Origin of the sequence: Micromonospora sp. NPDC049240 (genome assembly GCF_040647835.1) — a bacterium.
Taxonomy (GTDB): domain Bacteria; phylum Actinomycetota; class Actinomycetes; order Mycobacteriales; family Micromonosporaceae; genus Micromonospora.
In genome coordinates, this window is sequence record NZ_JBEZCX010000011.1 from 18,115 (window position 1) to 34,168 (window position 16,054).

The following is a 16,054-nucleotide window of genomic DNA, read 5'->3' on the forward strand; positions in this document are numbered from 1 at the left end:
CCACTGCCGGCTCGGGGCAACACAGGGAATGGGCGGACCATGGCTGACGAGGCGAAGCTTCTCGACTACCTCAAGCGGGTCACCGCCGACCTGCACCAGGTGCGGCAGCGGCTGCGCGAGGTGGAGGCCGGCGAGCAGGAGCCGGTCGCGATCGTCGGCATGAGCTGCCGCTTCCCCGGCGGCATCCGCACCCCGGAGCAGCTGTGGGAGGTGGTGGCGTCCGGCCGGGACGTGATGACCGAGTTCCCCACCGACCGGGGCTGGGACCTCGACGCGCTACACGCCGGCGACCCCGAGGACGCCGGCACCTCGTACGCGCGCCACGGCGGCTTCGTCACCGACCTGGCCGACTTCGACAGCGGCTTCTTCGCCATCTCGCCGCGCGAGGCGCTCGCCATGGACCCGCAGCAGCGGTGGCTGCTGGAGACCACCTGGGAGGTCTTCGAGCGGGCCGGCATCGACCCGCACACGCTGCGCGGCAGCCGCACCGGCGTGTTCGCCGGCAGCACCGGCCAGGACTACGGCACCGTGCTGATGACCGCCGCCGCGCAGGGCCTGGAAGGGCACCTGATGACCGGCAACGCCGGCAGCGTCGTGTCCGGCCGGATCGCCTACACGTTCGGCCTGGAAGGGCCCGCGGTCACCGTCGACACCGCCTGCTCGTCGTCGCTGGTGGCGATGCACCTGGCCGGGCAGGCGCTGCGGCAGCGGGAGTGCACGCTCGCCGTCGTCGCCGGCGTCACCGCCATGTGTACGCCGGGCGCGTTCGTGGAGTTCTCCCGCCAGCGCGGGCTGGCCGCCGACGGCCGGTGCAAGGCGTTCGCCGCCGCCGCCGACGGCACCGGCTGGTCCGAGGGCGTCGGTGTGCTGCTGCTGGAACGCGTCTCCGACGCCCGCCGCAACGGCCACCCGATCCTCGCCGTGCTGCGCGGCAGCGCGGTCAACCAGGACGGCGCGTCGAACGGGCTGAGCGCCCCGAACGGCCCGTCGCAGCAGCGGGTGATCCAGCAGGCCCTGGCCAACGCCGGGCTCGCCGCCGGCGGCGTGGACGTGGTGGAGGCGCACGGCACCGGCACCCGGCTCGGTGACCCGATCGAGGCGCAGGCGCTGCTGGCCACGTACGGGCAGGACCGGGGCGACGCCGCGCCGCTGCTGCTCGGCTCCGTCAAGTCGAACCTGGGGCACACGCAGGCGGCGGCCGGCGTCGCCGGGGTGATCAAGATGGTGCAGGCGATGCGGCACGGGCTCGTCCCGCCCACGCTGCACGTGGACGCGCCGACGCCGCAGGTCGACTGGGACACCGGCGCGGTCGAGCTGGTCACCGAGGCCACCCCGTGGCCGGCGGTGGACCGGCCCCGCCGCTCGGCGATCTCCTCGTTCGGCGTGTCCGGCACCAACGCGCACACCATCCTCGAACAGGCGCCGCCGGACGAACCCGCCCCGGCCGACGACGCGCCGACACGCACCCGCCCGGTCGTACCGGTGCTGGTGTCCGCCCGCGACGACGCCGCGCTCGCCGACCAGGCCGGCCGCTGGGCCGCGCGGCTGGCCGCCGACCCGACGTCGACCGCGCTCGACGTGGCGTTCTCCTCGGCGACCGCCCGTGCGGCGCTGGACCGGCGGGCCGTGCTGGCCGCCACCGACCGCGACGACCTGCTCGCCGGCCTGCGGGCGCTCGCGGCCGGAACGCCGACGGCCACCACGGCGACCGGCGCGGCCAGTGACCGGCAGGCCCTGGCGGTGCTGTTCTCCGGGCAGGGCGCGCAGCGTGCCGGCATGGGTCGGGAGTTGTCCGAGGCGTTCCCGGTGTTCGCCGCCGCGTTGGACGAGGTCTGTACGCAGCTCGACCCGTTGCTGCCGCAGCCGTTGAGGCCGGTGTTGTTCGGCGACGGTGACCTGCTGGACCAGACGCGGTTCACGCAGGCGGGTCTGTTCGCGGTCGAGGTGGCGTTGTTCCGCCTGGTCGAGTCGTTCGGGGTGACGCCGGACTTCGTGGGTGGGCACTCGATCGGTGAGGTGACCGCCGCGTACGTGGCGGGGGTGTTGTCGCTGCCGGACGCGTGCGCGCTGGTGGCGGCGCGGGGTCGGTTGATGCAGGCGTTGCCGGCCGGCGGCGGGATGTTGGCGGTCGCCGCGCCGGAGGCCGAGGTGGCCGCGTCGATCGGGGCGCACCCCGCGCTGGGGATCGCGGCGGTGAACGGCCCGTCGTCGACGGTGGTGTCCGGTCCGGTCGACGCGCTGGACGAGATCGAGCGCGTCTGGCGGGACCGGGGTGTGCGGGTTCGTCGGTTGACGGTGTCGCACGCGTTCCACAGCCCGCTGATGGAGCCGATGCTCGCCGAGTTCCGCACCGTGCTGGACGGGTTGACGTTCGCCGCGCCGCTGCTGCCGGTCGTGTCCAACGTGACCGGCGCGCTCGCTGAGTCCGACGAGATCACCAGCGTCGACTACTGGGTGCGGCACGTGCGGGAGGCGGTGCGTTACGCCGACGGGATCGCCGCGCTGCGGGCGGCCGGGGCGGACACGTTCCTGGAGGTCGGCCCGCAGAGCGTGCTCACCGCGCTGACCGCCGAGATCCTGCCCGACGACGACACGGTCGTCGCAACCTCGGTGCAGCGCCGCGACCGGGACGAGACCGGGGCGTTGCTGGCCGGGTTGGCGGAGCTGCACGTGCACGGCGTGCGCGTCGACTGGACGCCGTGGTTCGCCGGCACCGGCGCGACCCGCGTCGACCTGCCCACCTACGCGTTCCAGCGCCAGCGCTACTGGCCGGAGGCCGGCGGCGGCTGGACCGGCGACGTCACCGCGGTCGGCCTGCGCCCCGCCCGGCATCCGTTGCTCGGCGCCGCCGTCGGCGTCGCCCACGCCGAGGGCTTCCTGTTCACCGGCCGGCTGTCCCGGCGTACCCACCCGTGGATCGCCGACCACGTCGTCTTCGACACCGTGCTGCTGCCCGGCACCGGCTTCGTCGAGCTGGCCCTCCAGGCCGGCGCGCACGTCGGCGCCGACCACGTCCGCGAACTGACCCTCGAAGCGCCGCTGATCCTGCCCGAGACCGGCGGCGTCGACATCCAGCTCTGGATCGGCCCCGCCGACGAGACCGGCTGCCGGTCCGTGTCGCTGCACTCCGCGCCCGACCACGACCGGCCCGGCGACGAGCCGACCGACCGTGACACCGCCGACGGCGACCCGCGCGCCTGGACCCGCAACGCCAGCGGCGTCCTCGCCGACCGGCCGGCGCAACCCGGCGTACCCGGCTGGTCCGACCTGGCCGCCTGGCCGCCGCCGGACGCCACCGAGGTGCCCACCGACCAGCTCTATCCGCACCTGGCCGCCCAGGGCTACGACTACGGCCCGTCGTTCATCGCGCTGCGCACCGCCTGGCGGCGCGGCGACGACCTCTTCGCCGACCTGGCGCTGCCCGAGACACCGGCCGCCGAGGCCGGCGGCTACGGCGTGCACCCGGCGCTGCTCGACGCCGCGCTGCACACACTCGGCCTCACCAGCGCCGCCGGTGCGTCGACCGGCCCCGGCCTGCCCCCCGGCCACGGCCGGCTGCCGTTCTCCTGGAACGACATCGCGTTGCACGCCGCCGGCGCCGCCGCCGCCCGGGTCCGGGTCCGGCACACCGGCCCGGACAGCGTGTCGCTGCTCCTCGCCGGCGTCGACGGCGCCCCGATCGCCTCGGTCGGCTCGCTCGTCCTGCGGCCGGTCACCGCCGACCAGCTCCGCACCGCCGGCGGCGGCGGACCCGAGTCGCTGTACCGGATCGACTGGACCCCGCTGCCGCTGCCCACCGGACCGGCCGCCGGCACGTGGGCGGTGCTCGACACCGACCCCGCGCTCGCCGACGCGGTGGCCGCCACCGGGACGGCCGTCACCGCGTACCCCGATCTCGCGGCCCTGACCGGCGCGCTCGACGACGGCGCCGACGCGCCCGGCGTGCTTGTCGCGTCGTTCCTCGACCCGCGCGGCGAGCGCGACGTGCCCCGCCGGGTCGCCGAGGTGACCCACCGGGCGCTCGACGTGCTCCAGCGGTTCCTCGCCGACGACCGCTACGAGGCCACCCGGCTGGTCGTGCTCACCCGCGGCGCGGTCGCCACCGAGCCGGACGCCGACCTCACCGACCTGGCCGGCGCCGCCGTCATCGGCCTGGTGCGCTCCGCCCAGTCGGAGAACCCGGGCCGGTTCGTGCTGGTCGACGTGGACGACCCGGCGACCGCCGCCGCCGCGCTGGTGGCGGCGCTGGACACCGACGAACCGCAGCTCGCCATCCGCGCCGGTGTCGCGGCCGGCGCCCGGCTCGCCCGGGTGCCCGCGCCCGCCGAGCCGGCCGACCCGGCGTTCGACGCCGACGGCACCGTGCTGATCACCGGCGCCACCGGCACGCTCGGCCAGCTCATGAGCCGGCACCTGGTGACCCGGCACGGCGTGCGGCACCTGGTGCTCACCAGCCGGCGCGGCCGGGACGCCGCCGGCATCCCGGAACTCTGCGACGAACTGACCGCGCTCGGCGCCACCGTCACGGTCGCCGCCTGCGACGTCGCCGACCGCGACGCGGTCGCCGCGCTGCTCGCCGACCTCCCCGCCGACCACCCGCTCACCGCCGTGGTCCACGCCGCCGGGGTACGCGACGACGGCGTCATCTCCTCGCTCACCCCCGACCGGGTCGACGGCGTGCTGCGCCCCAAGGTCGACGCCGCCTGGCACCTGCACGAGCTGACCGCCGACCTCGACCTCACCGCGTTCGTCTCGTACTCCTCGCTCGCGGCCACCGCCGGCGGCCCCGGCCAGGGCAACTACGCCGCCGCCAACGCGTTCCTCGACGGGCTGGCCCACCACCGTCGCGCCCGTGGCCTCGCCGCGCTCACCCTCGCGTGGGGCCTCTGGGCCGACCGCAGCGGCATGACCACCGAACTGGACGACGTCCACCTCAACCGCATCTCCCGCTCCGGCGTGTCCGCCATGGAGGCGGAGGAGGGGCTGGCGCTCTTCGACGCCGCCTGCCGCGTCCCGGCCGCCGCGCTGGTGCCGGCCCGCCTCGACCTGGCCGCCATGCGGGCCCAGTTCGCCGGCACCGTCCCGCCGCTGTACCGGGCGCTGATCCGCGCCGGCCGGGGCGCCGCCGCCGCACCGGCCACCGGCGCGTCGCTGGTGCAGCAGCTCGCCGCGCTCGACGACACCGACCGGCGGGCCGCGCTGCTGGAGATCGTCCGGGGGCAGGCCGCCGCCGTGCTCGGCTACCCCGACCCGGCCGCCGTCGACCCGCGCCGCGCGTTCAGCGACCTCGGCTTCGACTCGCTCACCGCCGTCGAGATGCGCAACCGGCTCGGCAACGCGTTCGGCCTGCGGCTGCCCGCCACGCTGGTCTTCGACTACCCGAGCCCGCAGGAACTCGCCGCCCACCTGGACACCGAGATCGCGGGCGTCCCGGTCCCGGCCCGTCCGGCGACCGCCCCGGTCACCGTCGGCGACGACGAGCCGCTGGCCATCATCGGCATGGCCTGCCGGCTGCCCGGCGGCGTGTCCACCCCGGACGACCTGTGGCGGCTCGTCGCCGACGGCGTCGACGCGATCACCGACCTGCCCGGCGACCGGGGCTGGGACCTGGACACGCTCTACAGCCCCGACCCGGACGCGGCCGGCACGTTCTACGCCCGAGGCGGCGGCTTCCTCGCCGACGTCGACCGGTTCGACCCCGGCTTCTTCGGCATCAGCCCGCGCGAGGCGCTCGCCATGGACCCGCAGCAGCGGCTGCTGCTGGAGACCACCTGGGAGACGTTCGAGTCCGCCGGCATCGACCCGACCGGGGTACGCGGCAGCAGCACCGGCGTGTTCGTCGGCACCAGCGGCCAGGACTACGGCTCGCTGCTCGCGTTCGCCCCGGAGGAGACCTCCGGGTACGCGCTCACCGGCATGACCAGCAGCGTCATCTCCGGCCGGGTCGCCTACACGTACGGGCTGGAGGGGCCGGCGGTCTCGCTGGACACCGCCTGCTCGTCGTCGCTCGTCGCGCTGCACTGGGCCGGGCAGGCGCTGCGCCGCGGCGAGTGCGACATGGCCCTCGCGGGCGGCGTCATCGTGATGGCCACCCCGACCGCGTTCGTGGAGTTCTCCCGCCAGCGCGGACTGGCCGCCGACGGCCGGTGCAAGTCGTTCGCCGCCGCCGCCGACGGCACCGGCTGGTCCGAGGGCGTCGGCCTGCTGCTGGTGCAGCGCCTCTCCGACGCCCGCCGGCAGGGCCGGCACGTGCTCGCGGTGGTACGCGGCAGCGCGGTCAACTCCGACGGCGCGTCCAACGGGCTGACCGCCCCGAACGGGCCGTCGCAGCAGCGGGTGATCCGGGCGGCGCTGGCCGCCGCGCGGCTGTCCCCGGCCGACGTGGACGTGGTGGAGGCGCACGGCACCGGCACCACGCTGGGTGACCCGATCGAGGCGCAGGCGCTGCTCGCCACGTACGGGCAGGACCGGCCCGCCGACCGGCCGCTGCTGCTCGGCTCGATCAAGTCGAACATCGGCCACGCCCAGGCCGCCGCCGGCGTCGCCGGTGTGATCAAGATGGTGCAGGCCATGCGGCACGGCACCGTGCCCCGCACGCTGCACGTGGACGAGCCGTCCCCGCACATCGACTGGGACGCCGGCGCGGTGGAACTGGCCACCGAGGCGCGGCCCTGGCCGGCGGGCGACCGCCCGCGCCGGGCGGCGGTGTCGTCGTTCGGCATCTCCGGCACCAACGCGCACGTCATCGTGGAACAGGGCGACGAACCGGCCGCCCCGGCCGCCACCGGCGCCGGCCTGCTGGACACCGCCGCGACGGTGTGGGCGGTCTCCGCACGGTCCCGCGCCGCGCTGGCCGGGCAGGCCGCCCGCCTGGCCGAGCACGTCCGCGCGCGGGGCGACGTGGACACCGCCGCGGTGGCCTGGTCGCTGGTCGCCACCCGGTCGGCGTTCGACCAGCGGGCCGCCGTGGTCGGCTCGTCGGTCGAGGAGCTGCTGTCCGGCCTGGACGCGCTCGCCGACGGGTCGCCGTCGCCGCACCTGGTCACCGGCACGGCCGCCGCCACCGGCCCGGTGTTCGTGTTCCCGGGTCAGGGTGCGCAGTCGGCGCGGATGGCTTCCGGTCTGGTGAGCCGGTGCGTGCCGTTCGACGCGGCGCTGGCCGAGTGCCAGGTGGCGCTCTCTCCCTACCTCGACGTCGATCTGGTGTCGGTGCTGACCGGTGACGACGAGTCGTGGTTGGACCGGGTCGAGGTGGTGCAGCCGGTGCTGTGGGCGGTGGGCGTCGCCCTGGCCGCGGTGTGGCGGCACGTCGGGGTCGTGCCGCAGGCGGTGGTCGGTCACTCGCAGGGGGAGATCGGCGCCGCGTGCGTCGCCGGGATCCTGTCGCTCGACGACGCGGCGCGGACGGTGGCGTTGCGGTCCCGGGCGCTGTCCGCGCTGCGGGGCACCGGCACGATGGCGTCGGTCGACCTGTCCGCCGACGAGGTCACCGCGCGACTGGCGGGAGCGGCCCCGGGCGACGGCGTCACGCCGGACGACGGTCCGTTCCCCGGCGTGGGGATCGCGGCGGTCAACGGCCCGGCGACCGTGGTGGTGTCCGGTCCGCCGCAGGCGGTCGCGGACCTGGTCGAGGCGTGTCAGGCCGACGGCGTCCGGGCCCGGCTGATCCCGGTGGACTACGCGTCGCACTCCGCGGCGGTGGAGGAGGTCGCGCAGCGGCTCCGTACCGAGCTGGCCGGCGTGACGCCGCAGCCCGGTCACACCCGGCTGGTGTCCACGTTGACCGGGGACTGGGTGGACCCGGCGACGATGACGGCCGACTACTGGTACGACAACCTGCGGCAGACCGTGCGGTTCGACACCGCCGTGCGTACCGCGGTCGGGGCGGGACACACGACGTTCGTGGAGATCTCACCGCATCCGGTGTTGACCATGCCGGTGACCGCGATCCTGGACGACCTCGGCACCGCCGGGCACACGCTGTCCACGCTGCGGCGGGGCGAGGACGACCCGACCCGGCTGCTGACCAACCTGGCCACCGCGCACAGCGTCGGCCTGCCCGTCGACCTGACCACCGTGCTCGCCGGCACGGACACCGTCGCGCTGCCCACCTACGCGTTCGAGCAGCAGCGGTTCTGGCTCGACCCGCCCGCCCACCGGGCCCAGGACGTCGCCTCCGCCGGCCTCCAGGACGCCGGCCACCCGCTGCTCAGCGCCGCCGTCACGTTCCCCGACAGCGAGCGGCTGGTCTTCACCGGGCGACTGTCCGTCCGCACCCACCCGTGGCTCGGCGAGCACCGGGTGATGAACGCGATCCTGCTGCCCGGCACCGCGTTCGTCGAACTGGCCGCGCACGCCGGCGACCAGGCCGGCGCGCCGGTGGTCGAGGAACTCACCCTGCTCGCCCCGCTCGTGCTGCCGGAACTCGGGTCGCTCCAGATCCAGCTCACCGTCGGCGAGCGCGACGAGACCGGCCGCCGCCCGGTGCAGCTGCACTCCCGCGCGTACCGGGACGGCTCCGACGAGATCCTCGCCGACGTGGCCTGGACCTGCCACGCCACCGGCCTGCTCGCCCCGCGCGGCGCCGAACCGCCCGCGTTCGACCTCGGTGTGTGGCCGCCACCCGGCGCCACACCGGTCGCCTCCGACTCCTTCTACGCCGGCCTCGAAGCCACCGTCTTCGGCTACGGCCCGGTCTTCCGCGGCCTGCGCGCCGCCTGGACCCGGGGCGACGAGGTCTTCGCCGAGGTGGCGCTCCCCGCCGACCACCACGCCGAGGCCGGCCGGTTCGGGCTCCACCCGGCGCTGCTCGACGGCGCGCTCCAGGCCATGTCCATCGGCGGTTTCCTCGGTCGGATGGGCGACGGCGCCGACGCCAGCGTGCCCCGGCTGCCGTTCGCCTGGACCGGTGTCACGCTGCTCGCCGCCGGGGCCACCGCGCTGCGGGTCCGGGTCGCCGCGGCCGGCGACGTCGGCGTCACGTTCCAGGTCGCCGACGCCACCGGCGCCCCGGTCCTGCACGCCGACTCGCTGATCATGCGCCGGGTCACCGGCGACGCGCTCGGCGCGGCCCGCTCCGGCCGGCACGAGTCGCTGTTCCAGGTGGACTGGCCGGTGCTGCCGGTGACCGCCGGACCGTCGCCGGCCGCCACCGGATGGGTGGTGCTCGGCGACGACCTCGCGCTCAACGCCGCCGCCGAGGCCGCCGGCGCCCGCGTCCGCCCCGACCTGGCCCCGGAATCCTTCGCCGAGCTGCTCGCCGGTGGGGAACCCGCCCCCGGGACGCTGATCGTGCCGGTCGGCGGCACCGGCGACGGCGCCGGCCCCGAACTGGCCGCGCAGGCCCGCGCCACCACCCACCGCCTGCTCGGCACGCTCCAGGCATGGCTCGCCGACGACCGGTTCGCCGACACCCGCCTGGTGCTTGTCACCCGTGGCGCCGTCGCCACCGGCGACCCGGCCGAGGTCGACCTGCGGTCGGCACCCGCCTGGGGACTCGTCCGCACCGCCCAGCTCGAACACCCCGACCGGATCCAGCTCGTCGACCTGGACGCCGACCCGGCCGGCGCCACGCTGCTCGCCGCCGCGATCGGCACCGGCGAACCGCAGCTCGCCGTGCGCGCCGGCCAGGTCCGCGCGCCGCGCCTGGCCCGCGTACCGGCCGGGCTGGAGCCCCGGCCCGGCGGCGTCGACCCGGACGGCACCGTGCTGATCACCGGCGGCACCGGCGTGCTGGGCCGGCTGCTGGCCCGCCACCTCGCCACCACCCACAGCATGCGGCACCTGCTGCTCGCCGGGCGGCGCGGCGCGACCGCCGACGGCATCGACGACCTGGTCACCGAGCTGGCCGGCGTCGGCACCGAGGTCACGGTCGCCGCCTGCGACGCCGCCGACCCGGACGCGCTCGCCGCGCTGCTCGACGGCATCCCCGCCGCGCATCCGCTCACCGCCGTGGTGCACGCCGCCGGCGTGCTCGACGACGGCGTGCTGGAGTCGCTCACCCCGGACCGCATCGACGCGGTCAGCATCCCCAAGATCGACGCGGCGTGGCACCTGCACCGGCTCGCCGCCGGCCGGGATCTCGGCGCGTTCGTGCTGTTCTCCTCCGCCGCCGCCACGCTCGGCAGCGCCGGTCAGGCCAACTACGGCGCGGCCAACGCGTTCCTCGACGCGCTCGCCGCGCACCGGCGGGCCCAGGGACTGCCCGGCATCTCGCTCGCCTGGGGCCTCTGGGAGCAGGCCAGCGGCATGACCGGTCACCTCGCCGACGCCGACGTGCGGCGGATGACCGAGCAGGGCGCCGCCGGGCTGGCCACCGAGCAGGCGCTGCACCTGTTCGACGCCGCCTGGCGGCTGGACACCGCCGCCGTCGTACCGATGCGGTTGGACGTGGCGGCGCTGCGCGGCCAGGCCGAGTCGGGCGTGCTCGCCCCGCTGCTGCGTGGTCTGGTCCGGGTGCCGCTGCGCCGTTCGGTCGACGCGGGCGGCGCCGGCACCGGCGGCGTGCCGCTCGCCCAGCGGCTCGCCGGCCTGGCCGACCCGGAGCGGCGCAAGGTGCTGCTCGACGTGGTCCGGGCGAACGTGGCCGCCGTGCTCGGCCACGCCGGGCCGGAAGCCGTCGACCCCGCCCGCCTCTTCACCGACCTGGGCTTCGACTCGCTGACCGCGGTCGACCTGCGCAACCGACTCAACACGCTGTCCGGGCTGCGGTTGCCCGCCACGCTGGTCTTCGACTACCCGACGCCGCACGCCCTCGCCGAGAAGCTGGCCGGCGAGATCGCCGCCGACGCGGCGCCCTCCACCCAGCCGCTGTTCCAGGGCATCGACGCGGTCGAGTCGCTGCTCACCACGCTGGCGCTCGACCCGGCGACCCGGGACCGGTTCGCCACCCGGATGCGTGACCTGCTCGCCAAGGCCACCGACCTCGCCGGCCCGGCCGAGGAACCGGAGCGGCCCGACCTCGACGCCGCCAGCGACGACGAGATCTTCGACTTCATCAGCAAAGAGTTTGGAATCTCCTGACATGACCACCGCGGATCAAGGCAGGGACGCGATGAGCGACGACGACAAGCTGCGGTACTTCCTCAAGCGGGTGACCGCCGACCTGCACGACACGAAGCGCAAGCTGCAGACCGTCGAGGCGCGGGACACCGAACCGCTCGCCATCGTGTCGATGAGCTGCCGGTTCCCCGGCGGCGTCCGGTCCCCGGAGGAACTGTGGGACCTGGTCGCCGACGGGCGCGACGCGCTCACCGAGTTCCCCGACGACCGGGGCTGGGACCTCGACGGCCTGTACGACCCCGACCCGGACAAGCCCGGCAAGAGCTACACCCGGGTCGGCGGGTTCCTCGACGGCGCCGGTGACTTCGACCCGGCCCTGTTCGGCATCTCGCCCCGCGAGGCGCTCGCCATGGACCCGCAGCAGCGGCTGCTGCTGGAGACGTCCTGGGAGGCGATCGAGCGGGCCGGCATCGACCCGCTGTCGCTGCGCGGCAGCGCCACCGGTGTCTTCGTCGGGCTGAGCACCTCCAACTACGGGATGGGCCTGCCGTACGTGCCGGACGGCGTGGACATGTACCTCGGCACCGGCAACACCACGAGCGTCGCCTCCGGCCGGATCTCGTTCACGCTCGGCCTCAACGGCCCCGCCGTCACCGTCGACACCGCCTGCTCGTCGTCGCTTGTCGCGCTGCACCTGGCCGGGCAGGCGCTGCGCCGCGGCGAGTGCGACCTGGCGGTCGCCGGCGGCGTCACCGTGATGGCCACCCCGGGCGTGTTCATCGTCTTCTCCCGCCAGCGCGGCATGTCCGTCGACGGGCGGTGCCGCGCGTTCGCGGCCGGCGCCGACGGCACCGGCTGGGGCGAGGGCGGCGGCGTCGTCGTGGTGGAACGGCTCGCCGACGCCGAACGCAACGGCCACCCGATCCTCGCCGTGATCCGCGGCAGCGCGCTCAACCAGGACGGCGCGTCCAACGGCCTGACCGCCCCGAACGGCCCCTCCCAGCAGCGGGTCATCCGGGCCGCGCTCGCCGACGCCCGGCTCGGCGCGGCCGACGTCGACCTGGTGGAGGCGCACGGCACCGGCACCACGCTCGGCGACCCGATCGAGGCGCAGGCGCTGCTCGCCACGTACGGGCAGGACCGGCCCGCGGACCGGCCGCTCTGGCTGGGCTCGGTGAAGTCGAACATCGGCCACACGCAGAGCGCCGCCGGCGTGGCCGGCCTGGTCAAGATGGTGATGGCGCTGCGGCACGGCACGCTGCCGGCGACGCTGCACGTGGACGAGCCGTCCCCGCACGTCGACTGGGACGCCGGCGCGGTGGAGCTGATCACCGAGAACCGGCCCTGGCCGGAACTGGGCCGGCCCCGCCGTGGCGGCGTCTCCTCGTTCGGGGTCAGCGGCACCAACGCGCACGTCATCGTCGAGGAGTACCGCCCCTCCACCGCCGAGCCGGCCGAGGCGCCCGCCGACGACGCCCCCGCGCCGCGCCGCGCCGGCCTGCTCGCCGCCGGCCCCACCGCCTGGCCGGTGTCGGCCCGGACCCGGGGCGCGCTCGCCGGGCAGGCCGCCCGACTGGCCGCGCACCTGCGCGCCCACCCCGCCGACCCGGCATCCGTGGCCTGGTCACTGGCCACCACCCGGTCCACGCTCGACCAGCGCGCCGTCGTCGTCGGCGCGGACCCCGCCGACCTGCTCGCCGGCCTGGACGCGCTCGCCGCCGGCCTGCCGGCCGGCAACCTGGTCACCGGTACGGCGTCCGCGGCCGGCGCCGGCCCGGTCTTCGTCTTCCCCGGCCAGGGCGCCCAGTCCGCCGGGATGGCCGCCGGCCTGGTCGGCCGGTGCGCGCCGTTCGACACCGCGCTGGCCGAGTGCCAGACGGCGCTGGCCCCCCACCTGGACGTCGATCTCGTGTCGGTGCTGACCGGCGACGACGAGTCCTGGCTGGACCGCGTCGAGGTGGTGCAGCCGGTGCTGTGGGCGGTCGGTGTGGCGCTCGCCGCCGTCTGGCGCGCGGCCGGCGTCACGCCCGACGCGGTGATCGGCCACTCCCAGGGCGAGATCGGCGCGGCATGCGTCGCCGGGATCCTGTCGCTCGACGATGCGGCGAAGACGGTGGCGTTGCGCTCCCGGGCGCTGTCCGCGCTGCGCGGCACCGGCACGATGGCATCGGTCGACCTGTCCGCCGACGAGGTCACCGCCCGGCTGGGCGGCTTCGACGGTGTCGGGGTGGCGGCGGTGAACGGCCCGGCGACGGTCGTGGTGTCCGGTCCGCCGCAGGCGGTCGCGGATCTGGTCGAGTCGTGTCAGGCCGACGGCGTCCGGGCCCGGCTGATCCCGGTGGACTACGCCTCGCACTCCGCCGCCGTGGAGGACGTCGCGCAGCAGTTGCGTGCCGACCTGGCCGGCGTGACGCCGCAGCCCGGTCACACGCGTCTGGTGTCCACGTTGACCGGGGAGTGGGTGGACCCGGCGACGATGACGGCCGACTACTGGTACGACAACCTGCGCCGCACGGTCCGGTTCGATTCGGCGGTGCGGACGGCGGTCGAGGCGGGACACACGACGTTCGTCGAGATCAGTCCGCACCCGGTGCTGACCATGCCGGTCACGGCGGTCCTGGACGACACCGGCACCGCCGGGCACACGTTGTCGACGTTGCGGCGGGGTGAGGACGACCCGACCCGGCTGCTGACCAACCTGGCCACCGCGCACAGCATCGGCCTGCCTGTCGACCTGACCGCCGTCCTCGCCGAGACCGACACCGTCGCGCTGCCCACCTACGCGTTCGACCACCAGCGGCTCTGGCTCGACGGCAGCGGCGGCCCCGAGCGGGAGGACCAGGCGGCCGACCACGGCAGCCCGGACGACAGCGGCTTCTGGGCCGCCGTCGAACGCGACGACCTGCCCGGCCTCGCCGAGGTGCTCGCCGGCGACGACCTCCCCGCCGGGCAGGCGCTCGACGCGCTCGCCCCGGCGCTGCCGGTGCTGCACCGCTGGCGGCGGCAGCAGCGCCGCCAGTCCGACATCGACAGTTGGCGCTACCAGGACACCTGGAAGCCGCTCACCGGCATCACCAACCGCGGCATGGCCGGCACCTGGCTGGTCGTGCTGCCCACCGGCGACATCGTCGAACCCTGGCAGGAGGCGTGCGTCGACGCGTTCGCCGCCGCCGGCGCCACCGTCGTCCCGCTGCCGGTCAGCACCACCGACGTCGACCGCGACCTGCTCGGCAAGCTGCTGCGCGAGGCGCTCACCACCGGAGCGGACGGCACGCTCACCGAGGTGACCGGCGTGGTGTCGCTGCTCGCGTTCGACGAACTCGTCCACCCGATGCACCCGTCCGTACCCGGCGGATTCGCCGCCACCGTCGCGCTGGTCCAGGCGCTCGGCGACATCGGCCTGGCCGCCCCGATGTGGGCGGTCACCTCCGGCGCCGTCTCGGTCGGCCGCGCCGAACTGCTCCGCTCGCCCGGCCAGGCGATGATCTGGGGCTTCGGCCGCGTCGCCGCGCTGGAACACCCGCAGCGTTGGGGCGGACTCGTCGACCTGCCGGAGGCGGTCGACGAGCGCAGCGCCGGCCTGCTGATCGCGGCGCTCACCGCCGCCGGCGAGGAGGACCAGATCGCGGTACGCCCCGGCGGACTGCTCGGCCGGCGGCTCACCCGCGTCCCGCTCGGCGACAGCCGGCCCGCGCACCCGTGGCAGCCCTCCGGCACCGCGCTGGTCACCGGCGGCACCGGCGCGCTCGGCGGGCACGCCGCCCGCTGGCTCGCCCGCAGCGGCGTGGAGAACATCGTCGTGGCCAGCCGCCGCGGCATGGACGCCCCCGGCGCCGCCGAACTCGTCGACGACCTCACCGCCCTCGGCGCCACCGCCAGCGTGGTCACCTGCGACGCCGCCGACCGGGACGCGCTGGCCGCGCTGATCGACGGCATTCCCGCCGACCGGCCGCTGAAGGCCGTGGTGCACGCCAGCGCGGTGCTCGACGACGCCCTGATCAACGACCTGCGCATCGACCAGATCGAACGGGTCCTCGCGGCCAAGGTGGACGTCGCGTACCACCTGCACGAGCTGACGCTCGACCTCGACCTCGGCGCGTTCGTGCTGTTCTCCTCGTTCGCCGGTTCGGTGGGCAGCTCCGGCGTCGGCAACTACGCCCCGAGCAACGCGTTCCTCGACGCGCTCGCCCAGCACCGGCGCGGACTCGGCCTACCCGGCACGTCCATCGCCTGGGGCGCCTGGGCCGGCGGCGGCATGGCCGACGGCCCGTTCGGTGAGCTGCTGCACCGGCACGGCGTACCCGAGATGCCGCCGGAGGCCGCGATCGCCGCGCTGCACCAGGCCGTCGACCACGGCGAGGCGTTCCTCACCGTCGCCGACATCGCCTGGGAGCGGTTCTCCGTCGCGTTCACCGCCACCCGGCCCGGCCCCCTGATCAGCGACCTGCCGGACGTCCGCCGGCTGCGCACGGTCGAGCGGACCACCGGCGGCGAGGTGCCCGACGGCCCGGAGTCGCTGCGCGACCGGCTCGCCGGGCTGCCCGCCGGCGACCGGATGGCGGTGCTGCTCGCGCTGGTCCGCGGCCAGGTCGCGGCCGTGCTCAACTACCCGTCCGGGGAGTCGGTGGACGAGCACCGCGCGTTCCGCGAACTGGGCTTCGACTCGGTCACTGCGGTCGAGCTGCGCAACCGGCTCGGCCTGGCGAGCGGGGTGGCGCTGCCGGTCACCCTGGTCTTCGACTACCCGACGCCGACCACGCTGGCCGAGTACCTCTACGCCGAGGTGGCCCAGGACGACGTGGTCACCCCGACCGCGCTGCTGGACGACCTCGACCGGATCGCCGACGGGCTCGACGTGGTGGCCCGCGACGAGGCCGCCCGGGTCCGGGCCACGGTCCGCCTCCAGGCCATGCTCACCCGGCTCGGCCAGGGCAGCGGCGGCGACGACGACCTCGGCCGTCATCTCGGCGACGCCAGCGACGACGAGCTGTTCGCCATGGTGGACCGCGACCTCGGTCTCTCCTGACCCGCACCGGCTCACTCCCGTCCCCTG

General features: G+C 75.9%; 2 protein-coding genes. Both read left to right on the forward strand.

The window, feature by feature from the left end; all coding sequences use genetic code 11:
* Nucleotides 1–39: 39 nt before the first annotated feature.
* Nucleotides 40–11,022, forward strand: coding sequence for an SDR family NAD(P)-dependent oxidoreductase (locus AB0B02_RS18150; RefSeq protein WP_357301547.1), 10,983 nt, complete (start codon nucleotides 40–42; stop codon nucleotides 11,020–11,022).
* A gap of 31 nt (nucleotides 11,023–11,053) precedes the next feature.
* Entirely contained in the window at nucleotides 11,054–16,027 is a 4,974-nt protein-coding gene (locus AB0B02_RS18155) for a type I polyketide synthase (protein ID WP_357301550.1), read from the forward strand.
* Nucleotides 16,028–16,054 lie beyond the last annotated feature (27 nt).

Coding starts and splice junctions, on each gene's coding strand:
- AB0B02_RS18150 (WP_357301547.1), top strand. CDS start 40: ATGGCTGACGAGGCGAAGCTTCTCGACTACCTCAAGCGGGTCACCGCC.
- AB0B02_RS18155 (WP_357301550.1), top strand. CDS start 11,054: ATGAGCGACGACGACAAGCTGCGGTACTTCCTCAAGCGGGTGACCGCC.